The organism is Nocardiopsis flavescens, assembly GCF_900141985.1.
Classification (GTDB): Bacteria; Actinomycetota; Actinomycetes; order Streptosporangiales; family Streptosporangiaceae; genus Nocardiopsis; species Nocardiopsis flavescens.
This window is the reverse complement of the sequence record NZ_FQZK01000017.1, coordinates 25,895-45,625: the sequence shown is the minus strand read 5'-3', so window position 1 is coordinate 45,625 and position 19,731 is coordinate 25,895. Positions and strand designations below refer to the sequence as shown.

Genomic DNA, 19,731 nt, shown 5'->3' with positions numbered 1-19,731 from the left:
CCGGCGCGGGCTCAGGGAGCGCCGCCGCCCCGGCGGGCCTACTCGGCGTAGGACTCCGCGATGCGGACCAGGGTCCGGGTGCCGGCTCCGGTGCCGCCCTTGGGCGTGTACCCGTACGGGCCGCCCTGGTTGAAGGAGGGGCCCGCGATGTCGAGGTGCGCCCACTTGACGCCCTCGCCGATGAACTCCTTGAGGAAGACGCCGGCGGACAGCATGCCGCCCCAGCGCTCGCCGGCCACGTTGGCGATGTCGGCGACCGCGGAGTCCAGGCCCCCGCGCAGTTCGGCGGGGAGCGGCATCGGCCAGGCGGCCTCGCCCTCGGCGCCGGCCGCGGCGACGACCTGCTCGCGCACGTCGTCGTCGTTGGCCATGACCGCGAACACGCGGGTGCCCAGCGCGACCAGCTGGGCGCCGGTCAGCGTGGCGATGTCGACGACCAGGTCGGGCCCGTCCTCCTGGGCGCGGACCAGGGCGTCGGCCATGACGAGGCGGCCCTCGGCGTCGGTGTTGAGCACCTCGACGGTCTTGCCGCCGTAGATGCTCAGGACGTCGGAGGGGCGCTGCGCGGTGCCGCTGGGCATGTTCTCGGCGACGGCGAGGTAGCCGACGACGTTGACCTTCAGGCCCAGGGCGGAGACGGCCCGCAGGGCGGCGAGCACGGAGGCGGCGCCGGCCATGTCGGACTTCATCCAGTCCATGGAGCCCGCGGGCTTGAGGGACAGGCCGCCGGAGTCGAAGGTGATGCCCTTGCCGATGAAGGCGACCGTGCGGGTGGCCTCCGGGTGGGTGTGGGACAGGCGGACCAGGCGCGGCGGGTTGGCCGACCCCTGGCCGACGCCGGTGAGGCCGCCGTAGCCGCCCTCGGCGAGGGCCTGCTCGTCCAGCACCTCGAAGTCCAGCCCGGCCTGCGCGGCGATCTCCTGCGCGGCCGAGGCGAGGTCCTCGGGGACCAGGTCCGAGGGGGCGGTGTTGACGAGGTCGCGGGTCAGCTCGACGGCCTCGGCCAGGACGGCGGCGCGGTCGGCCGCGGCATCCGCGCCCGCGGCGCCGCTCGCCAGGAGCAGGGTGAGGTCGGCGGACTTCTTCGCGGCACCGGGGCCGGTGCGGTAGCGGTCGAAGGAGTAGGCGCCCAGGCGGGCGCCCAGGGCCACGGCCCCGGCCTCCTCGGCGGTGCCGGCCGGCAGGGCCAGGGCCACGCGGCCCGCGCCCTCGGGGCGGCCGGCCAGGGCGCGCAGGGCGGCGCCCGCGGCGCGGGCGAGGACGTCGGCGTCGACCGCGCCCCCGGCGGGCCGCTCACCGAGTCCGACGGCGACGATCACCGGGGCGGCGACGGCCCCGAGGGAGGGAAGGGTGTGCACCTCCTCCGCGGCGCCGCTCGCTCCCAGGAGCGACAGGGTCTGGGCGAGGCCGCCGGAGAAGGCGGCGTCGACGTCATGAGCGCCCGACGCGGGCTCCGGGGCGTCGCCCCCGGAGTGGTAACCGACGACGAGGGCGTCGGCGTCGAGCGAACTGGGGGACTCCGTGTGTACTGACAACGTCGTGCTCACACCCACGATGCTAGTCGCCCCGTGCTCCGGTCGGTGACGTGGCACTCCGGCTCCTGAGGGGGCCCTGCGCGCCGGTGCGGGGGGTGGGGGCGGTCGGGGGTCGGCCCCCCTGCCGACCGGCCGGGGACGGCGCCCTGGCCGCCGGTGGCGACCGTCGCAGGGGGGCGCCGGGCGCGCGGTGCGCCGTTCGTCGGGATCGCCGATGGAACATGGTGTGAAAAAATGTGATGATGGCTACACCGGGCGCGCCGCGGCCCCGCCGCGCGCCGGAAAAGGCCTGATGGACCCCGGGCCCGGGTTCACAGCCACGCGACCGAGCCGGCCAGTACCACCAGCGCCACCGTCGCGCCGGTCTCGGCCAGCGCCCCCATGACGTCGCCGGTCACACCGCCCAGGCGGCGCACCGCCCGGCGGCGGAGCAGGGCCGCCCCCGCCAGGCCCGCGGCCAGGGCGGCCGCGCAGGCCGCGGCGAACCCGGGGGAGACGAGCAGGCCCAGCGAGCAGCCGGCCAGCACCGCCGCGGTCGCCGCCGCGGCACCCGCCGCCGGCACCGTCCCGGCCACCATCGCGCCCAGCCCCTCCGGCCGGGCCGCGGGCACCCCCGGGGTGCACGCCCAGGTGATCGCCGTCCGCCCCGCCGCGCCCGCCGCGACCGCCCCGGCCAGGGCGGCCCAGGGCGACGCCTCCGCCAGCCGGGCCAGCGCCAGCACCTGGGCCCCCAGCACGAAGACCAGCGTGATCACGCCGAAGGGCCCGATGTCGGAGCGGCGCATCACCTCCAGCGCCCCCGCCGCGGGGCGGGCGCTGCCCAGCCCGTCGGCCAGGTCCGCCAGCCCGTCCAGGTGCAGGCCCCGGGTGAACAGCGCCGCGGCGCCGACCCCCAGCAGCGCGGCCAGCGCCGCGGGCAGCCCCGCGGCCGTCCCGGCGGCGGCCACCGCCCCGGTCAGCGCGCCCGCCAGCGCCCCCAGCGCAGGGGCCCAGAGCATCGCCCACCGGGCCGCCGCCCGGTCCGCCCGCTCCACCCGCACCGGGACCACGGTGAACACGCCCACGGCCAGGCGCGCGCCCGCGCCGGCGGCACCGCTCACGGGAGCTCCAGCACGCGCCCGGCCGTCACCAGGACGACCTCCTCGGACTCGGCGGCCGCCCACTGGTTCAGCCGTCCCAGGTGGTCGCGGAACAGCCGGCCCGAGCGGGTCGCGGGCACCACGCCCGAGCCCACCTCGTTGGTCACCGCCACCACGTACGCCCGGGTGGTCCGCCAGGCCTCCAGCAGGTCGCGCACCTCGGCCTCGACCCGCTTCTCGGCGCCGGGCGCGGGCTCCTCGTCCCACAGGCCGTGCCGGTCCATGGCCGCCGTCAGCCAGGTGCCCAGGCAGTCGATGAGGACCGCGCCCCCGGCCCGCCGGAGCAGCGACGACAGGTCGCGGGTCTCCTCGGTCTCCCACCACCGGGGACGGCGGGCGGTGTGCAGGGCGACCCGCCGCGCCCACTCCGGGTCGCGGTCGGCGTCGGCGGGCTCGCCGGTCGCCACGTAGGACACCCTCGGCTCGGCGAGCAGCCGCAGTTCGGCCTCGGCGGACTTGCCCGAGCGCGCCCCGCCGGTGACGAGGACCCGGTGCGGTCCGCGCGGTCGCGACGGGGGCCAGACCGAGGGCGGACACGACATGGCGTGGCCGTCGCCGGGGGCGAAGGCGCCCCACAGCCGGGCCCGGCGGGCGAACTCCCGCGGGGAGCGGACGCTGTGGTCGCCGCCGACCGCGACGACGGCCGTGGTCACGCCGATCACCCCGCTGCGCCGCAGCTCGCCGATGGTCTCCGGCCGCCGGGCGGCGTCGACGATGACCATGTCCACCTGCTGGGGCGGGGCCGAGGCGAACCCGGAGTCGGGAACGGCCGCCTCCACCGCGTGCGCGTCGGGCGGCGCCGCGGGGCCGGAGCGGGCGTAGAGCAGCCGTCCGCCGTCCGGGCCCTCCACCCGGACGCCGTCGGGCGTGGGCGTCACCGTGTAGCCCTGGGGCACCGGTCCCGCCGCCCCGCTCTCGCGGAGCCGGAACCGGTCGTCGACCGTCACCCGCAGGGGCAGGCGGCGGTCGGCCTGGGCCTGGTTGCAGGAGGCGCAGGTGCACTGCGGGGCGGGCCAGCCCGCGTGGCCCGCGGTCCCCGTGAATCGGATTCGCACCTGAAGTAGTAAACCGCATGCCCCGCCGAGCCTTGGTTAAGCTCGGCACACGATCGCGGTGACCCGTAGGCCGCGACCTATCGGGACGGAAGGGGCGGTCGACGATGGCGTGGACCTGGCGCTACCACGAGGCCGACGGGGCGGACCCGCTGGCGGGGGACCTGCCCGCGGAGTCGTTCACCTCGCGCGGCGACGCGGAGAGCTGGCTGGGCGAGAACTGGGCCGAGCTCACCGAGGGCGGGGTGGACCGGGTCGTCCTGCTGGAGGACGGCAAGGAGGTCTACACGATGTCCCTGGAGCCCGCGGAGTAGGCGACGGGGCCCGGCCCCCCGACGGGGGCCGGACCCCGGTGAGCGCTCCGGCACCGCGCCCGCCCCGCACGGCGGAGGCGCCTCCACGCATGGTCCGGCGGGGCCGCCCGGAGGCGGCTTCGGCCCCCGGGCGCGCCGGCACCGCCGGAGAGCGGGGCCCAGGGAGCGCCGCGCCTAGGCGCGGATGTCCTCCGGGCTGCGGGTGAGCGACGGGTCGCGGTCGACGCTGTCGCCCAGGACCTCGTCGATCCGGGCCAGCAGCCCCGCGTCCAGCCTCACCCCGGCCGCCTGGACGTTGTCCCGCACCTGCTCGGGCCGGGTGGCGCCGATGATCGCGGTGGACACGTTGTCGTTCTGCAGCACCCAGGCCACGGCCAGCTGCGGCAGGGTCAGCCCGGCCTCGGCGGCCAGCGGGGCCAGCTTCTGCACCCGCTCCAGCAGCTCCCGGTCGCCGACCCGGTCGGCGATGAACCGCTTGTTGTGGGCGTCGGTGGCCCTGGTGTTCTCGGGCAGCGGCTCGCCCGGCTTGTACTTGCCGGTGAGGATGCCGCCCGCGATGGGCGACCACACGACCTGTCCGAGGCCCTCGCGGCGGGACACGGGGACGACCTCGGACTCGATGACCCGCCACAGCATGTTGTACTGCGGCTGGTTGGAGACGATGCGGTCGAACCCGGACTCTTCGGCGATCTTCAGCGCCCGCCCGATCTGGTCGGCGTTCCACTCCGACACGCCCACGTACAGGACCTTGCCCTGGCGGACCAGGTCCTCGAAGGCCCGCAGGGTCTCCTCCAGGGGAGCCCCGTGGTCGAACCGGTGGGCCTGGTACAGGTCCAGGTAGTCGGTGCCCAGGCGGCGCAGGGTGTCCTCCACGCCGCGGATGATGTGCTTGCGCGACAGGCCGCGGTCGTTCTTGCCCGGGCCCACCGGCCAGTAGAGCTTGGAGAAGATCTCCAGGCCGTCGCGGCGCTCGCCCTTGAGCGCGCGGCCGAGGACCTCCTCGGCCCTGCCCTGGGCGTAGCCGTCGGCGGTGTCGAACGTGGTGATGCCGGCGTCCAGTGCGGCGCGGACGCAGGCCAGGGCCGCGTCCTCCTCGACCTGGGAGCCGTGGGTGATCCAGTTGCCGTAGGCGATCTCACTGACGACGAGACCGCTCTTGCCGAGATGGCGGAATTCCATGCCCGGAACCTTAGTGGGGCGCCCCTGCCCGCGCGAGGGCGGTCCCGCGTGTCCGGGACGGCCCGCCCGGGCCCCCGCCACGCGATTCGGGGAAAGACCGGGGACGTCCCCGGGACCGCCCGGAGAAGGGGCCCGGAAAGAGGTCGGGGCCCGGTGCGCGTGCGCACCGGGCCCGGGTGTCCGTGGGGGGCGGTCTCCCCTGCCCGCCGCTCGCGGGACCGACCGGCCGCCGCCCCGTGCCGGGGCGCCCGCACGGGGCCGCGGTCGCGGGCCTTGCGCGGGTGGCCTCGACCCGGGCGGATCGGAGCGGGCCGGGGAAAGGGGGGACTAGTGCGGGACCGGGGCCTCGCCGACCTTGAGCTTGGGCTTGGGCAGCCGCAGCCGGCGGAACTGGATCTGGCGCATGACGGCGTACCAGCCGATGCCGCGCAGCATGTCGTCCTCGGGGTAGTGCTCGGCTGCCTCGCGCTTGACGCGGCGCGAGGTGAGGATGCCCTCGATCACGAGCGACACCATCATCAGCGGCCACGCCACGTACGCCACGCCGACCTGGAACAGCGGGCTGGGCACCATGATCAGGAGGATGATGACGATCGACAGCGGGAGGAAGAACTCGCTGAGCGTGCGGCGGGAGTCCACCAGGTCACGGGCGTAGCGGCGGGCCGGGCCGAGGTCGGCCGGGCGGTAGTAGCGGGCCTCGTCGGCGGGAACGCCTTTGAGTCCTCCGGAACTCACCTTGCTGACGCCTCGTTGACGTTCGAGGCGGGCGCGGTGGATCTGGTAGGCCTCCTTGCGGGTCTCCGGAGCCTTCACCAGCTTGCGCGGGGACGACTCGGATTCCTTGCGCTTTGGGGTGGGGACACCCTTCTTAGGGGTATATCCCTTAGGTTGGGTGGCCTCAGAGGCCTCAGGGCTGGCGGATTCGGTGGTCTTCGAATCCGTGTCTGCGGAAGCGGAGCGACGTCGGAACACACCCTCAGGGTAGCCGGTCACAGCTTTATGGCGACCGCGGGTCAGACCGCGTAGGGTTGGGCAAAGCGCCCGCTGGGAACAGCCGATGTACGCACCGAGAAGGGGACGGCCACGCCGATGAGCGTGTTTCAGCGACTTTCCATGATCTTCAAGTCCAAGGCCAACAAGGCCTTGGACTCGGTCGAGGACCCCAGGGAGACACTCGACTACTCGTACCAGAAGCAGCTCGAACTCCTGCAGAAGGTCCGGCGCGGCGTGGCCGACGTCGCGACCTCCCGCAAGCGGGTCGAGCTCCAGATCCAGCAGCTCGAACAGCAGTCGGGGAAGCTGGAGACCCAGGGCAAGGCGGCCCTCACCCAGGGACGCGAGGACCTCGCCCGCGAGGCCCTCACCCGCCGCTCCGGTCTCACCCAGCAGATCGACTCCCTGCGCGAGCAGCACGCCAACCTCCAGGGCGAGGAGCAGAAGCTCACCCTGGCCGCGCAGCGCCTCCAGGCCAAGGTGGACGCCTTCCGTACCCGCAAGGAGACGATCAAGGCGACCTACACCGCGGCCCAGGCCCAGACGCAGATCAGCGAGGCCTTCACCGGCATCTCCGAGGAGATGGGCGATGTCGGCATGGCGATCCAGCGGGCCGAGGACAAGACCGCGCAGATGCAGGCCCGCGCCGGCGCCGTCGACGAGCTGCTCGCCTCCGGCGCGCTCGACGACGTGACCGGGTCGGGTCCGCGCGACGACATCCAGGCCGAGCTGGACCGCATGGCCAGCACCAGCGGTGTCGAGGCCGAGCTGGAGCGCATGAAGCTCGAACTGGGCGGCGGCTCCTCGTCCTCCACCCCGCAGATCGAGGGCGGCGGCGCCTCCGGCCGTGGGGAGGGCTCGTGATCGTCCGCATCATGGGGGAGGGCCAGGTGGACCTCACCGACGCCGACCTCGACCTGCTCAACTCGTTCGACTCCGAGCTGGAGTCGGCGATCGAGAAGGGCGACGAGGCCGCCTTCCGCAAGGCCCTGCACGACCTGCTCGGCAAGGTCCGCGAGCACGGTACTCCGCTGGAGCCCGACGCCCTGGAGCCCTCGCAGTTCATCCTGCCGCACGCCGACGCCAGCATGGACGAGGTCCGGCAGATGCTCCAGGACGACGGCCTGATCCCGGGCTAGGGCGTGTTCTGCTGAACCTCCGCTCCGCCGCGGATCCCGCGCGGGGCGCCCAGGGGGAGGGGTCCCCCGGCGCACCGCGGACCCCGCGGAGCGGGAGAGCGTTCAGAGCGCGGTCCCCGAGGGGGCCGCTCGACCGGACCCGCCACCACCGTCCTCGGCGGGACCGGCCCGGTGCCTGCGCGTGATGTTCTCCGGGGCCGCCGCGACCTCCCGGTCGCGGCGGCCCCGGCGTGTTCACGTGGGGTTTTCACCCTCTTCTCACCCTCGCGAACTAGACTCCGATATGTCCGAACCACCGGGAAGGGCGCGACGCATGGCGGGTTCCAAGTTCACTCCTGACCGAGGCCTCACCGGCCGCATGGCCCTCACCATGTTCCTGCTGGTACTGGTGTACGTGGCCTTCGTCGTGGGGCTGGTCGCCGCCGGACTGAACATCTGGCTGGTGCTGGTCATCGTCCTGGCGTTCGCGCTGTTCAGCTACTTCTCCTCCGACCGGATCGCCATGTTCGCCATGGGCGCCAAGGAGGTCTCCCCCCAGCAGGCGCCCGAGCTGCACGCCCTCATCGACCGGCTGTGCGCCATGGCCGACATGCCCAAGCCGCGGGTCGGCGTCGCCGACACCGACGTGCCCAACGCCTTCGCGACCGGGCACAGCCAGAAGGCCGCGGTGGTCTGCGTCACCACCGGGCTGATGCGCCGCCTGGACGGCCAGGAGCTGGAGGCGGTGCTCGCCCACGAGCTGTCCCACATCGCCCACCGCGACGTCACGGTGATGACCGTCGCCGGGTTCCTGGGCATCGTCGCCGGGTTCCTCACCCAGGCCGGGCTGCGCTTCGCCGCGTTCTCCGGGGCGAGCCGGGGCAACAACAACGGCCCGGCCCCGGCCGTGGTCGCCCTGCTGGTGGTCCTGGTCAGCGCCCTCGCGTGGGCGCTGAGCTTCCTGCTCACCCGGGCGCTGTCGCGCTACCGGGAGCTGGCCGCCGACCGCGCCGCCGCCTACCTCACCGGCCGCCCCTCGGCGCTGGGCAGCGCCCTGACCAAGATCACCGGGGACATGTCCCGCATCCCCAGCCGGGACCTGCGCCAGGTCGAGCCGTTCAACGCCTTCTTCTTCGCCCCGGCGTTCACCAAGGGGTTCAGCCTCAACAGCCTGATCGCCACCCACCCGCCGGTGGAGCGGCGCCTGGCGCAGCTCTCCGACATCTCCCGGCAGCTGGGCCGCGGGGCCTGAGCACCGGTGACCCTTCCCCGCAAGGAGGCAGTGTGAGTTTCTGGCGGGCCCTGCTGGGCCGCTCCAAGCCCGTCCGTCCCGACCTGGACGCCCTGTTCGGGCTCCCGTCGGCCGCGGTCACCCTGCGCGCGGCGGCCGGGTTCCGCCCCACCGGGACGGGGTCGGTCTCCTTCCGGTCGACGGAGGGGGCCGCCTTCGCCGGACTGGAGAAGGACATCACCGCGCTGCTGGAGGCCGGTGACGGGCCGCCGGTCGGCCAGGTCACCGACGAGTACGGCTACACGTGGCTGGTGGTGCGCTCCGACGACCCGCCGAGCGGACAGGGGGAGGTCACCGACCCCGACATCACGGGCCTGGTCACCTCGCTGCACGCCGTCAACTCCACCCTGGAGGAGAACGGGTACGGGCCCTCGCTGCTCTGCTCGCTGGTGGGCTTCACCGACGGGGAGCGCTCGCTGGGCCTGGTCTACCTCTACAAGCGCGGCACCTTCTACCCGTTCGCGCCGCTGCCGGGCCAGCGCCGCGACAACGCCCTGGAACTCCAGGCCCAGGCGGCGATCGGCGGGGACCTGCCGATGGAGGCGGACCGGTCGCGCTGGTTCCCGGTGTACGGCGCACCGGGCCTGTAGTTTTCATATTGCGGAAAATAAAATCCGCCATATGAATTTTTTCGGCCTCCGGGCCTGGCGCCGGACGGCATGACCCAGCACACTGGACCCGTGCACATCGTGATCGCCCCGGACAAGTTCGCCGGAACCCTCAGCGCCCTGGAGGCCGCCCGCGCCGTCGCCGACGGCTGGCGGTCCGTCGCCCCCTCCGCACGCCTGGACCTGCTCCCCCTCTCCGACGGCGGCCCCGGATTCGTGGAGGTCCTGCACACCGCCCTGGGCGGGACCCTGCGGGAGGCCGCCGTCACCGGGCCGCTGGGCGGCCCCGTCACCGCCCGCTACCTCCTCGCCGGGCGCACCGCCTACGTGGAGAGCGCCCAGGCCTGCGGGCTGCACCTGGTCCCCGCCGACCGGCGCGACCCCGCCCGGACCACCAGCTCCGGGGTGGGGGAGCTGATCGCCCGCGCCGCCGCCGACGGCGCCCGCACGGTCGTCGTCGGCCTGGGCGGCAGCTCTACCAACGACGCCGGCGCCGGACTGCTCGCCGCCCTGGGCGCCACCCCCGCGGACGGGCTCTCCCGCGGCGGCGGCGCGCTCGCCGGCACAGGGGCGGTCGACCTCGCCCCGGCCCGGGAGGCCGTCGCCGGGGTGCGCCTGGTCGCCGCCACCGACGTCGACAACCCCCTGCTGGGCCTGCACGGGGCCAGCGCGGTCTTCGGGCCCCAGAAGGGCGCCGACGCCGCCGGGGTGCAGCGCCTGGACCTGGCCCTGACCGCCTTCGCCGACCGGGTCGACCCCGGGGCCCGGGTCCGGACGGCCCCCGGCTCCGGGGCGGCCGGGGGCCTGGGGTTCGCCCTGCTGCTGCTCGGCGGCGCCGTCGAGTCCGGCGTCGGCCTGGTCCTGGACGCCGTCGGCCTGGCCGGTCGGCTGGCCGGCGCCGACCTCGTCATCACGGGGGAGGGGTCCTTCGACTCCCAGTCCCTGCGCGGCAAACTGCCCCACGGCGTGGCCCGCATGGCGGGGGAGCACGCGGTCCCCTGCGTGGTCACCGCCGGGCGCGTCGCGGTGGGCCGGGCCGAGGCCGCCGCCGCGGGCATCACCGAGACCTACTCCCTGGCGGAGTCCGCCGGCTCGGTGGCCGCGGCGATGGAGCGCCCCGCCGAGGGACTGCGCGACCTCGCCGCGGGGGTCGCCCGCCGCTGGAGCCGCTGACCCCTCTCCGCCGCCCCGTGTCACGGCGGTGCCGGGTGGGTACCCTGGGGGGACAGGCGCGGACCGACCCGTACCGGCCCCGGCGGCCCGGACCCGCGAGAGCCGGACGGACACGGCGGCGGCGCGTCGGAATGCGGTGCCGGATCCGGGTGTTGGCACCCGTTGAAGAGCACATCCGTCCCTGGGGCGGGCGCCAGACCGGGGCCGCGGGCGCAAGCGGGCCGCAACCCCTTTCCACGAGGAGCTTTACACGATGACGGTTCAGAGCGAGACCACCGAGGGGATCGTCCTGACGGACGGCGCGTCCGGCAAGGTCCGGGCGCTCCTCGAACAGGAGGGCCGGGACGACCTGCGCCTGCGCGTCGCGGTCCAGCCCGGCGGCTGCTCCGGGCTCCGCTACCAGCTCTACTTCGACGAGCGCGAGCTCGACGGCGACATCGTCACCGACTTCAGCGGTGTCGAGGTCGTCACCGACCGGATGAGCTCCCCCTACCTCATCGGTGCCACGATCGACTACGTGGACACCATCGAGAAGCAGGGCTTCACCATCGACAACCCCAACGCCACGGGCTCCTGCGCCTGCGGCGACTCCTTCAACTAGGACGCGCGGCCCCGGGGCGCCCCGGGGAACGCCGACGGCCACCGGGGGAGGGCGGACACGGTCCGCCCTCCCCCCGCCGCGTCCGGGAGGGAGGCGGCCGCGGGGACGCGAACGGACGCCGGGCGGCATGTCTGTACCCTGGGTCAGTCCGAACGGGCACACCCTGAAGCACGTGCCCGGAGCAGTGTCCGGCCCCCGGCCGGCGCGTCCCGACCAAGGAGCCCTCCTCCCGTGCGTATCGCGGTTGCCGGATCCATCGCCACCGATCACCTGATGTCCTTCGAGGGGCGGTTCGCGGAGCAGATCATCCCCGAGCAGATCCAGCAGTTGTCCCTCTCCTTCCTCATCGACGAGCTGGACGTCCGGCGCGGCGGCGTCGCCGCCAACATCTGCTTCGGCCTGGGCGGCTTCGGGCTGTCCCCCGTCCTGGTCGGCGCCGCCGGCGCCGACTTCGAGGACTACCGCGCCTGGCTCGACCGCCACGGCGTCGACACCTCCCACGTCTACATCTCCGAGCTGCGGCACACCGCCCGGTTCATCTGCACGACCGACCGCGACCAGAACCAGATCGCGTCGTTCTACGCGGGCGCCATGGCCGAGGCGCGCAACATCGAGCTCCAGCCGATCGCCGACCGCTTGGGCGGGCTGGACCTCGTCCTGATCGGGGCCGACGACCCGGCAGCGATGGTCCGCCACAGCGAGGAGTGCCGCACCCGGGGCATCCCCTTCGCCGCCGACCCCTCCCAGCAGCTCGCCCGCATGGAGGGCCCGCAGGTGCGCACCCTCATCGAGGGCGCCGCGTTCCTGTTCACCAACGAGTACGAGAAGGCGCTCGCCGAGCAGAAGACCGGCTGGTCCGACGAGGAGGTGCTGTCCCGGGTCGGCACCCGGATCACCACCCTGGGCGCCAAGGGCGCCCGGATCGACCGGGCGGGGGAGCCGGGCATCCACGTGCCCGCCGCCGCCGTCGGCGACCTGGTCGACCCCACCGGCATGGGCGACTCCTTCCGCGCCGGGTTCCTGGCCGCCCACTCCTGGGGCCTGTCCCTGGAGCGCGCCGCCCAGGTGGGCAACGCCACGGCCGTGCACTGCCTGGAGGTCGACGGCCCGCAGGAGTACACGCTCACGGGGGCCTCGCTGCTGGAGCGCCTGGAGCGCTCCTACGGCGCCGGGGTGGCCGCCGAGGTCCGCCCGTTCGTCTAGGGTCCGCGGACCCCGTAGAGTAGACAGTCGTGACCCCGCGTCCCGTGCACTCCCATGCCCGGGGCGCGACCCGCACGGACCCCGCCGCTTCGACTCGGCGGGTCCGCCGTGCCCGCCGGTGCGCTGAAACGCGTGCCGGTGCGTATGAAGCCCGAACCGTTCGCGCGGGGTCGCCGCGACGGTGGGGAACCCGCCTCCCACCGCGTCCGCAGGGCGCGCACGGGGCCCGGGCGTGCCCGTACGCCTCCCAGTTCTAGGCCAGCCTTACCTGGGATTCCCCGCATTCCATTGAAAGGACATTGCATGCGCTACACCGGACCCAAGGTGCGGTTGTCGCGGCGCGCCGGAATGCCGCTGACCCGTAAGGCGGTCAGCTACTTCGAGAAGCGCCCCTACCCGCCCGGTGAGCACGGCCGTCGCGTTCGCCGCAACAGCAGCGACTTCGCCGTCCGCCAGGCCGAGAAGCAGAAGGTGCGCTGGTACTACGACCTGACCGAGAAGCAGCTGGTCAGGATCTACGAGAACGCCAAGAAGCGTTCCGGCCGCACCGGCGAGGAGATGCTCGCCGAGCTGGAGCTGCGCCTGGCCACGGTCGTGCTGCGCGCCGGTCTGGCCGCGTCGATCTACGCCGCCCGCCAGTTCATCAACCACGGCCACATCACCGTGGACGGCAAGAAGGTCGACATCCCGTCGTACCAGGTCAAGCCGGGTCAGATCATCGCGGTCCGGGAGAAGTCCCGCTCCATGGTGCCGTTCGTCGAGGCCGCCGAGGGCGTCCACGCCGACGACAAGATCGCCGGGTTCCTGGCGGTCAGCCACAAGGACCTGCGCATCGCGGTCGTCGACCGCCCCAAGCGCGAGCAGATCCCGGTGCCCTTCGACGAGCAGCTCGTCGTCGAGTTCTACGCCCGCTAGCACCCCCGCGCGGCGCCCCCGCGGCGCCCCGCGTGCGAGCACAGGCCGCACGGACCCCCGGGTCCGTGCGGCCTTTCGCGTACGCCCCGCGGCCCCCGGATAACGGTGTGCCCGAATCGTTACGGTCAGGCGGCCGGAACGGGGGAGCGCTCAGTACATGCGCCGGATGTGAAACGCGCTACCCCGGGCCAGGGGCACCTCCGCGACGAATTCGTGCATCTTCATCCGGCACCAGGCGGGGATGTCCGCCTTGGCCGCGGGGTCGTCCGCGGTGACCGCGATGACCCCGCCGATGGGCACCTCGTGCAGGCGCTGGGCCACCCAGATGATCGGGATCGGGCACTTGCGGCCCACCGCCTCCACGACCACCGACGGCGGCCCCGCCGCCGGCCACCGTCCCTCGGACACGCGGACCCCCTGTGCGCTCTCGTTCCGTATCCCAATCTTGACCGCTCCCGCCCGGTAAGGCGAACCCGGTTAAGGGTGTCGTAAACCCAGCGATACTCTCACCTTGTTCTCTCCCTGTGGGGGTGCCGGACCTCGGACGCACCCGCTGTGGACGCGGGCGCCGCCCGACACCCGCAACGGGTGCCCCGGCGGCCCCACGGGGAAGGGCCCGGGGGAACGCCGGGCCGCGCCTCGCCGACCGCCGGGAGGGTCACCCCCCGCGGACCGACGGGTCCGGCTCCACGGACCACCGAGCGTCCCGAATCACGGGCCTTCGGCAACACGCTGACCAGGCAAGCCCATGAACGGGACCCTGGGCGGTTCGCGATAATGTTTCCCCCTGACAAGCTTTGGATACTTAGGCCGCCCGTGGAAGTCCACGGGCTACACCGCTGGGAAGGCAATCCGTGAGTCCGACCCGCCAAGAAAATCGGCGCTCCAACGCGCGCCGATGGGCACCACGCGGCGCCGCGCTCGCCGTGCTGGGGCTGGCCGCGACCGGCTGCGCGTCGAACGAGCTCACTCGTTTGGGCATGCCGGAGCCGATCACCGAGCAGGCCGAGCGTGTTCTCTCGCTCTGGCAGGGCTCCTGGGTGGCGGCTTTCGCGGTCGGCATTCTCGTGTGGGGATTGATGATCTGGTCGATCATCTTCCACCGCAAGCGCTCTGAGCAGCTGCCGCCCCAGGTGCGCTACAACATGCCCATCGAGGCGCTCTACACCGTGCTTCCGATCGTCGTCATCGCGGTGCTGTTCTACTTCACCGCACGCGACCAGAACTACCTGATGGACACCGAGCAGGAGGCCGACGTCCACGTCGAGGTCGTCGCCTTCCAGTGGGCCTGGCAGTTCAACTACCTGGACGCCCCCAAGGACGAGGGCGGGGAGGTGCTGTACTCCGAGGTGGGCGTGCCCAACCCCGACGGCACCGCCGACCCCTCCACCCAGTCCACGCTGGTGCTGCCGGAGAACGCGGTCGTCCACTTCGACCTGCACTCCCCGGACGTCATCCACTCGTTCTGGATCCCGGCGTTCGGCTTCAAGATGGACGTGGTCCCGGGCCGCGCCAACGCGTTCCAGGTGAACCTCAACGACGGCACCGCCGGCGAGTACATCGGCCGCTGCGCCGAGCTGTGCGGTGTGGACCACACCCGCATGCTCTTCAACGTCGAGGTCCTGCCCGAGGACGAGTACGAGGCCTGGGCCGCGGAGAAGGAGCAGGCCGTGGCCGCCGAGCAGGCCGAGGCCGCCCAGACCCCCGACACCCCGGACACCTCCGAGGAGAGCGGGGCCGAGGGCTCCGACGCCGAGGGCACCGGCTCCGGCGCCGACGAGGCCGAGGAGAACAACGAGTAATGAGCACGACCACGACCCCGACGCACACCGTGTCCCAGGGGACCCCGGGCCGCAAGGGCTCGATCATCGTCAACTGGCTGACGTCGACCGACCACAAGGTCATCGGGTACATGTACCTGATCACCTCGTTCGCGTTCTTCCTGTTCGGTGGCGTCCTGGCGCTGCTCATGCGCGCCGAGCTGTTCTTCCCGGGCATGCAGGTCATGTCCAACGAGCAGTTCAACCAGATGTTCACCATGCACGGCACGATCATGCTGCTGATGTTCGCGACCCCGCTGTTCGTCGGGTTCTCGAACATCATCATGCCGCTGCAGATCGGCGCCCCCGACGTGGCGTTCCCCCGGATGAACCTGTTCGGGTACTACCTGTTCCTGTTCGGCAGCCTCATCGCCGTCAGCGGGTTCATCACCCCGGGCGGCGCCGCCAGCTTCGGCTGGTTCGCCTACACCCCGCTGTCCGACGCGGTCCGGTCACCGGGCCTGGGCGGCGACCTGTGGATCCTGGGCCTGGCCGTCTCCGGTCTGGGCACCATCCTCGGCGCGGTCAACTTCATCACCACCGGGCTGTGCATGCGCGCGCCCGGCATGACGATGTTCCGCATGCCGATCTTCACCTGGAACACCCTGCTCACCAGCGTCCTGGTGCTCATCGCGTTCCCGGTTCTCACCGCGGCCCTGATCGCCCTGGGCGCCGACCGCATGGTCGGGACGCAGGTCTACAACGCCGAGCACGGCGGCGCGATCCTGTGGCAGCACCTGTTCTGGTTCTTCGGCCACCCCGAGGTGTACATCATCGCGCTGCCGTTCTTCGGCATCGCGACGGAGATCCTGCCGGTGTTCAGCCGCAAGCCGATCTTCGGCTACAAGAGCCTCGTGGCCGCCACGATCGCCATCGCCGGCCTGTCCGTGACCGTGTGGGCGCACCACATGTTCCCCACGGGCGCCGTGCTGCTGCCGTTCTTCTCCTTCATGACGTTCCTCATCGCGGTCCCGACCGGGGTGAAGTTCTTCAACTGGATCGGCACGATGTGGCGCGGGCAGCTCACCTTCGAGACGCCCATGCTGTTCACCATCGGCTTCCTGGTGACCTTCCTCTTCGGCGGCCTCACCGGCGTGCTGCTGGCCTCCCCGCCGATCGACTTCCACGTCACCGACTCCTACTTCGTGGTGGCGCACTTCCACTACGTGGTGTTCGGCACCGTGGTGTTCGCCATGTTCGCGGGCTTCTACTTCTGGTGGCCCAAGTTCACCGGCAAGATGCTCAACGAGCGCCTGGGCAAGGTCCACTTCTGGCTGCTGTTCCTGGGCTTCCACGGGACGTTCCTGGTCCAGCACTGGCTGGGCGCCATGGGCTTCCCCCGCCGGTACGCGGACTACCTGCCCGGTGACGGCTTCACGGAGCTGAACCAGATCTCGTCGGTCTCCTCGTTCGTCCTGGCTGCCTCGACGCTGATCTTCTTCTGGAACATGTACATCACCGCGAAGAAGGCGCCCCTGGTCGAGGTCGACGACCCGTGGGGCTACGGCTGCTCGCTGGAGTGGGCGACGTCCTGCCCGCCGCCGCGGCACAACTTCACGTCGCTGCCGCGGATCCGGTCCGAGCGCCCGGCGTTCGACCTGAACCACCCGCACGCCGCTGCCCCCGGCGCGGTCCCCGTCGGTGCCACGAAGGAGTAGGGGCGCATGAAGACGCAGGCCTATCTGTTCATGGGCGTCTCGACCTTCTTCGGTCTTGCGGCCCTGCTGTACATCTACTGGTCCTGGCAGGACACCGGTGCCATCGAGTGGACCGGCACCACGGCGCTGGTCGTCTCCATCGGGTTCGGCTGGATGATCGGGTACTGGCTCTGGCAGGCGGCCCGCCGCAGCGAGCGCTTCCACGGGCTCCCCGCGGAGGAGCGGCTCGACGGCGAGATCGCCGAGAACGCCGGCGAGTACGGGTTCTTCAGCCCGCACAGCTGGTGGCCGATGTTCGTGGCCCTGGCCGTGGCGTTCACCGCCGTGGGCGTGGCCATCGGCTGGTGGATGGTGATCATCGGCGCGTTCGCGATCATCCTCACCTCCATCGGCTGGATCTTCGAGTACTACCGCAAGGAGTTCCAGCACTAGCCGGAACGCCGAGCACCCGCCCCGGCGGCGACCCACGGGTCGCCGCCGGGGCTTTTCCGTGCGCCCGGGAGGTCGCCGGCCGGGAGGGGAGCGGCCCGAGGGACGCGAGTGGCCAATGCCGGGATTTCCCTCATGTCCGATGTAACCTGTTGATCACATAAAGTGACATCTGGGGGTTATGTCATGGACCGACGAGTCCGGCTCTCCGGGCGCCTGGTCACCGCCGCCGTCGCCCTGGCCCTGCTGGCCACCGCCTGCACGCCCGCCGGGGAGGAGCCGCAGGAGGCCCCCCGGCCGCGGATCTCCATCACCCCGGCCCCGGGGGAGTCCGGGGTCGCGCCCAACACACCGGTCCGGGTCGCCGTCGAGGACGGCGTCCTCACCGACGTCACCGTGGAGCAGGCCGGCCGCGAGCAGTGGGCGGCGGCGGAGGAGGAGGCGCCCGGGCGGGCGCCGGTCGCCGGCACCCTCGCCGAGGACGGCTCCGCCTGGGTCAGCGACCGGAACCTGGCGCCCGGCGGCCGGGTCGCCGTCTACGCGACCGCGCGGGGCGCCGACGGGGAGCACACCGAGGTGGTCTCGTCCTTCGCCACCCACGGGGTGGCCAAGGACGCGCGACTGGCCGCGCCCCTGGTCCTGCCGCAGGACGGGCAGACCGTCGGCGTGGGCATGCCCGTCGTCGTCACCTTCGAGGAGCCGGTGGAGCACCGGGAACAGGTCGAGAACTCCATGCACGTCACCTCGGAGAAGCCCACCGAGGGCGCCTGGAACTGGGTGGACGAGACCACCGCCGTCTTCCGGCCCCGGGAGTACTGGGAACCGCACCAGAAGGTCGTCGTCGACCTGCGCCTGACCGGTGTGGAGGCCGCCGACGGGGTGTTCGGCACCGCCGACGAGCGCATCGGCTTCGAGGTCGGCCGCGAGCTGGTCGCGACCATGCACGTCCCCGACCACCGCATGGACGTGGAGGTGGACGGCGAGCGGGTCCGCTCCATCCCCGTGAGCAACGGCAAGGGGGAGCGCCGCTTCAACACGACGACGTCCGGCGTCCACGTGCTGATGGAGAAGTACAGCAGGCTCGTGATGGACTCGTCGACCGTGGGGATCCCCGAGGGCTCGGCCGGCTACTACCGGCTCGACGTGGACTGGGCGGTGCGCACGTCCGACAGCGGCGAGTTCGCCCACGCCGCGCCCTGGAACGGGAGCATCGGCCACGCCAACCGGTCCAACGGCTGCACCAACATGTCCGTCGCCGACGCCCGCTGGTTCCACGACAACACCCTGACCGGCGACGTGCTGGAGACCACCGGCACCGGCCGGGACCTGGAATGGGACAACGGGTGGGGGTTCTACCAGCGCTCGTGGGAGGCGTGGCTGGAGCACAGCGAGACGGGCGCGCCCCAGGACACCGCCGCGGGCTCCCCGCCGCCCGGCGGCGTCCACGGCGACGACCTGTGAGGCCCTGCCGCGACTCCGGCCGCGGGCCCCGGCCCTGCGGCCGGGGGCGCGGTGCCCGCCGGGGCCCGGGCGGGCGACCACCCCGGCCCGGGTGGCGCGGAGCCCGCTAGGGCGTGAGCAGGCCCGTGAGGCGCGCGCAGGCGCGGTCCCAGGTCCACTCCCGCTCCACCCATTCCCGGCCGCGTGCGCCCATCCGGGCGGCGCGGTCGGGGTCCCGCAGGAGCCGGATGAGGGCCCGCGCGGTCGGGCCGGGGCGGGAGCCGTCGACGACGTACCCGGTCTCCCCGGGCAGGACCGCGTCCGGAGCGCCCCCCGAGTCGCCCGCCACCACCGGCAGCCCGGTGGCCGACGCCTCCAGGTAGACGATCCCCAGCCCCTCCACGTCCAGGCCGCCCCGCCGGGTCCGGCAGGGCATCGCGAACACGTCCCCCGCGTCGTAGTGCGCCGGCAGCTCCGCCGCCGCGACCGGGCCGGTGAACACCACCGAGTCCGTCCCGGCCGCCGCCGAGCGCAGCCGCGCGGCGCGCGGTCCGTCCCCGACGACGAGCAGGGCGGCGCCGGGCACGTCCGCCAGCACCCGGGGCCAGGCGCGCAGCAGCGTGTCCTGCCCCTTGCGGGCGACCAGGCGGGAGACGCACACCACCACCGGGCGGTCGCCCAGCCCGTACCGCTCGCGCACCCCGACGCCGCCCGCGCCGGGGCGGAACCGGTCGGTGTCGACCCCCGGCGCGACCCGCCGCATCCGCCCGGTGGCGGGCGCCGACAGGGCCCGGGCCAGCCGCCGCCGGGAGTACTCGCCCAGGTAGGTGACGGTGTCGGTGGTGTCGCCGACGCGGCGCAGCGCCTCGCGCGCGCCCGGCAGCAGCGCCCACCCCGTCTCGTGCCCGTGGGTCAGCGCCACCTGGCGGCCCACGGAGCCGGCCAGGGCCCCGGCGGCCAGCCCCAGCGGGGCCGCGGCCCCGTACAGCACGGAGTCGCAGCCCTCCAGGCGGGCGATGGAGGCGGCCCGCCGGACCACGCGGGGCGAGGGCAGCAGCACCTTCGCCGTGTCGCGGACCACGGGGAAGGGAAGCCGCAGGTCGAAGTGGGGGTCGGCGGCGGCGTCGGCACCGGAGGGCGAGGAGGTGTACACGACCACGTCGGGCAGGCGCAGCGCCACCTCGTGGACGAAGGCCTCGATGCCCCCGGCCCTGGGCGGGAAGTCGTTGGTGATGATCAGCGTTCGCGGCACGCCACGAGGGT

General features: G+C 73.3%; 20 protein-coding genes. 13 read left to right on the top strand and 7 right to left on the bottom strand.

Annotated features, from left to right (window positions below; genetic code table 11):
• Nucleotides 1–38: 38 nt before the first annotated feature.
• The 3 genes from BUE45_RS23105 to BUE45_RS23095 form a co-directional block, all read right to left on the bottom strand.
• On the bottom strand, nucleotides 39–1,547 hold the full coding sequence (locus BUE45_RS23105; RefSeq protein WP_073381617.1) for a leucyl aminopeptidase: 1,509 nt from the start codon (nucleotides 1,545–1,547) through the stop codon (nucleotides 39–41).
• A gap of 299 nt (nucleotides 1,548–1,846) precedes the next feature.
• Entirely contained in the window at nucleotides 1,847–2,635 is a 789-nt protein-coding gene (locus tag BUE45_RS23100; protein WP_073381616.1) for an adenosylcobinamide-GDP ribazoletransferase, read from the bottom strand.
• Nucleotides 2,632–3,621 carry a bifunctional adenosylcobinamide kinase/adenosylcobinamide-phosphate guanylyltransferase gene (locus BUE45_RS23095; protein ID WP_073381710.1) on the bottom strand — a complete coding sequence of 330 codons (990 nt, stop codon included), beginning with the start codon at nucleotides 3,619–3,621 and terminating at the stop codon, nucleotides 2,632–2,634. Before BUE45_RS23095 ends, BUE45_RS23100 begins: the two co-directional genes overlap by 4 nt.
• Before the next feature lie 212 nt (nucleotides 3,622–3,833).
• Here BUE45_RS23095 and BUE45_RS23090 point away from each other — a divergent pair, with 212 nt between their 5' ends.
• A complete protein-coding gene (locus BUE45_RS23090) occupies nucleotides 3,834–4,040 on the top strand; it encodes a hypothetical protein (RefSeq protein ID WP_073381614.1) in 207 nt (68 codons plus the stop codon).
• Nucleotides 4,041–4,214: 174 nt separating this feature from the next.
• On the opposite strand, the gene BUE45_RS23085 is transcribed toward BUE45_RS23090, so the two are convergent.
• On the bottom strand, nucleotides 4,215–5,219 hold the full coding sequence (locus tag BUE45_RS23085) for an aldo/keto reductase family protein (RefSeq protein WP_073381612.1): 1,005 nt from the start codon (nucleotides 5,217–5,219) through the stop codon (nucleotides 4,215–4,217).
• A 327-nt stretch (nucleotides 5,220–5,546) separates the two neighbouring features.
• Nucleotides 5,547–6,191, bottom strand: a complete 645-nt coding sequence (locus BUE45_RS23080) for a DUF3043 domain-containing protein (RefSeq protein WP_342746039.1) — start codon at nucleotides 6,189–6,191, stop codon at nucleotides 5,547–5,549.
• 117 nt (nucleotides 6,192–6,308) lie between these two features.
• Here BUE45_RS23080 and BUE45_RS23075 point away from each other — a divergent pair, with 117 nt between their 5' ends.
• The 8 genes from BUE45_RS23075 to rpsD all read left to right on the top strand — a co-directional run bounded on the left by BUE45_RS23075 (nucleotide 6,309) and on the right by rpsD (nucleotide 13,121).
• Nucleotides 6,309–7,076 carry a PspA/IM30 family protein gene (locus BUE45_RS23075; protein WP_073381608.1) on the top strand — a complete coding sequence of 256 codons (768 nt, stop codon included), beginning with the start codon at nucleotides 6,309–6,311 and terminating at the stop codon, nucleotides 7,074–7,076.
• On the top strand, nucleotides 7,073–7,351 hold the full coding sequence (gene pspAA / locus BUE45_RS23070) for a PspA-associated protein PspAA (RefSeq protein WP_073381606.1): 279 nt from the start codon (nucleotides 7,073–7,075) through the stop codon (nucleotides 7,349–7,351). The genes BUE45_RS23075 and pspAA overlap by 4 nt, the downstream gene beginning before the upstream one ends.
• Before the next feature lie 313 nt (nucleotides 7,352–7,664).
• Nucleotides 7,665–8,582 (top strand): zinc metalloprotease HtpX, encoded by a 918-nt coding sequence (gene htpX / locus BUE45_RS23065; RefSeq protein ID WP_073381604.1) that lies wholly within the window; start codon nucleotides 7,665–7,667, stop codon nucleotides 8,580–8,582.
• A gap of 32 nt (nucleotides 8,583–8,614) precedes the next feature.
• Nucleotides 8,615–9,211 carry a PspA-associated protein PspAB gene (pspAB, locus tag BUE45_RS23060; protein ID WP_073381602.1) on the top strand — a complete coding sequence of 199 codons (597 nt, stop codon included), beginning with the start codon at nucleotides 8,615–8,617 and terminating at the stop codon, nucleotides 9,209–9,211.
• A gap of 90 nt (nucleotides 9,212–9,301) precedes the next feature.
• Nucleotides 9,302–10,402 (top strand): glycerate kinase family protein, encoded by a 1,101-nt coding sequence (locus BUE45_RS23055; protein WP_073381601.1) that lies wholly within the window; start codon nucleotides 9,302–9,304, stop codon nucleotides 10,400–10,402.
• Between the two features lie 253 nt (nucleotides 10,403–10,655).
• The gene (gene erpA, locus BUE45_RS23050) at nucleotides 10,656–11,003 is read left to right on the top strand and encodes an iron-sulfur cluster insertion protein ErpA (protein ID WP_073381599.1); all 348 of its coding nucleotides are present in this window, start codon (nucleotides 10,656–10,658) and stop codon (nucleotides 11,001–11,003) included.
• Between the two features lie 231 nt (nucleotides 11,004–11,234).
• Nucleotides 11,235–12,206 (top strand): carbohydrate kinase family protein, encoded by a 972-nt coding sequence (locus BUE45_RS23045; protein WP_073381597.1) that lies wholly within the window; start codon nucleotides 11,235–11,237, stop codon nucleotides 12,204–12,206.
• 303 nt (nucleotides 12,207–12,509) lie between these two features.
• Complete coding sequence (rpsD, locus tag BUE45_RS23040) at nucleotides 12,510–13,121, top strand: 30S ribosomal protein S4 (RefSeq protein WP_073381595.1); 612 nt, start codon at nucleotides 12,510–12,512, stop codon at nucleotides 13,119–13,121.
• Nucleotides 13,122–13,271: 150 nt separating this feature from the next.
• Here rpsD and BUE45_RS23035 read toward each other — a convergent pair whose 3' ends face one another.
• Complete coding sequence (locus BUE45_RS23035) at nucleotides 13,272–13,529, bottom strand: sulfurtransferase TusA family protein (RefSeq protein WP_073381593.1); 258 nt, start codon at nucleotides 13,527–13,529, stop codon at nucleotides 13,272–13,274.
• A gap of 446 nt (nucleotides 13,530–13,975) precedes the next feature.
• Here BUE45_RS23035 and ctaC point away from each other — a divergent pair, with 446 nt between their 5' ends.
• From ctaC to BUE45_RS23015, 4 genes are all read left to right on the top strand, one after another.
• Nucleotides 13,976–14,923: an aa3-type cytochrome oxidase subunit II gene (gene ctaC, locus BUE45_RS23030; protein WP_449406663.1), complete on the top strand. Its 948-nt coding sequence runs from the start codon at nucleotides 13,976–13,978 to the stop codon at nucleotides 14,921–14,923.
• The gene (gene ctaD / locus BUE45_RS23025) at nucleotides 14,923–16,599 is read left to right on the top strand and encodes an aa3-type cytochrome oxidase subunit I (protein ID WP_073381589.1); all 1,677 of its coding nucleotides are present in this window, start codon (nucleotides 14,923–14,925) and stop codon (nucleotides 16,597–16,599) included. The genes ctaC and ctaD overlap by 1 nt, the downstream gene beginning before the upstream one ends.
• A 6-nt stretch (nucleotides 16,600–16,605) precedes the next feature.
• On the top strand, nucleotides 16,606–17,031 hold the full coding sequence (locus tag BUE45_RS23020; protein ID WP_073381587.1) for a cytochrome c oxidase subunit 4: 426 nt from the start codon (nucleotides 16,606–16,608) through the stop codon (nucleotides 17,029–17,031).
• Nucleotides 17,032–17,214: 183 nt separating this feature from the next.
• Nucleotides 17,215–18,489 carry a L,D-transpeptidase gene (locus tag BUE45_RS23015; protein ID WP_073381585.1) on the top strand — a complete coding sequence of 425 codons (1,275 nt, stop codon included), beginning with the start codon at nucleotides 17,215–17,217 and terminating at the stop codon, nucleotides 18,487–18,489.
• Between the two features lie 106 nt (nucleotides 18,490–18,595).
• Here BUE45_RS23015 and BUE45_RS23010 read toward each other — a convergent pair whose 3' ends face one another.
• Nucleotides 18,596–19,720: a glycosyltransferase family 4 protein gene (locus BUE45_RS23010; protein ID WP_073381584.1), complete on the bottom strand. Its 1,125-nt coding sequence runs from the start codon at nucleotides 19,718–19,720 to the stop codon at nucleotides 18,596–18,598.
• Nucleotides 19,721–19,731: the final 11 nt, after the last annotated feature.

Bases quoted from the DNA above. Each gene is read 5' to 3' on its own strand.
- BUE45_RS23090 (WP_073381614.1), top strand. From the start codon at position 3,834: ATGGCGTGGACCTGGCGCTACCACGAGGCCGACGGGGCGGACCCGCTG.
- BUE45_RS23085 (WP_073381612.1), bottom strand. From the start codon at position 5,219: ATGGAATTCCGCCATCTCGGCAAGAGCGGTCTCGTCGTCAGTGAGATC.
- BUE45_RS23075 (WP_073381608.1), top strand. From the start codon at position 6,309: ATGAGCGTGTTTCAGCGACTTTCCATGATCTTCAAGTCCAAGGCCAAC.
- htpX (WP_073381604.1), top strand. From the start codon at position 7,665: ATGGCGGGTTCCAAGTTCACTCCTGACCGAGGCCTCACCGGCCGCATG.
- erpA (WP_073381599.1), top strand. From the start codon at position 10,656: ATGACGGTTCAGAGCGAGACCACCGAGGGGATCGTCCTGACGGACGGC.
- rpsD (WP_073381595.1), top strand. From the start codon at position 12,510: ATGCGCTACACCGGACCCAAGGTGCGGTTGTCGCGGCGCGCCGGAATG.
- ctaD (WP_073381589.1), top strand. From the start codon at position 14,923: ATGAGCACGACCACGACCCCGACGCACACCGTGTCCCAGGGGACCCCG.
- BUE45_RS23020 (WP_073381587.1), top strand. From the start codon at position 16,606: ATGAAGACGCAGGCCTATCTGTTCATGGGCGTCTCGACCTTCTTCGGT.
- BUE45_RS23015 (WP_073381585.1), top strand. From the start codon at position 17,215: ATGGACCGACGAGTCCGGCTCTCCGGGCGCCTGGTCACCGCCGCCGTC.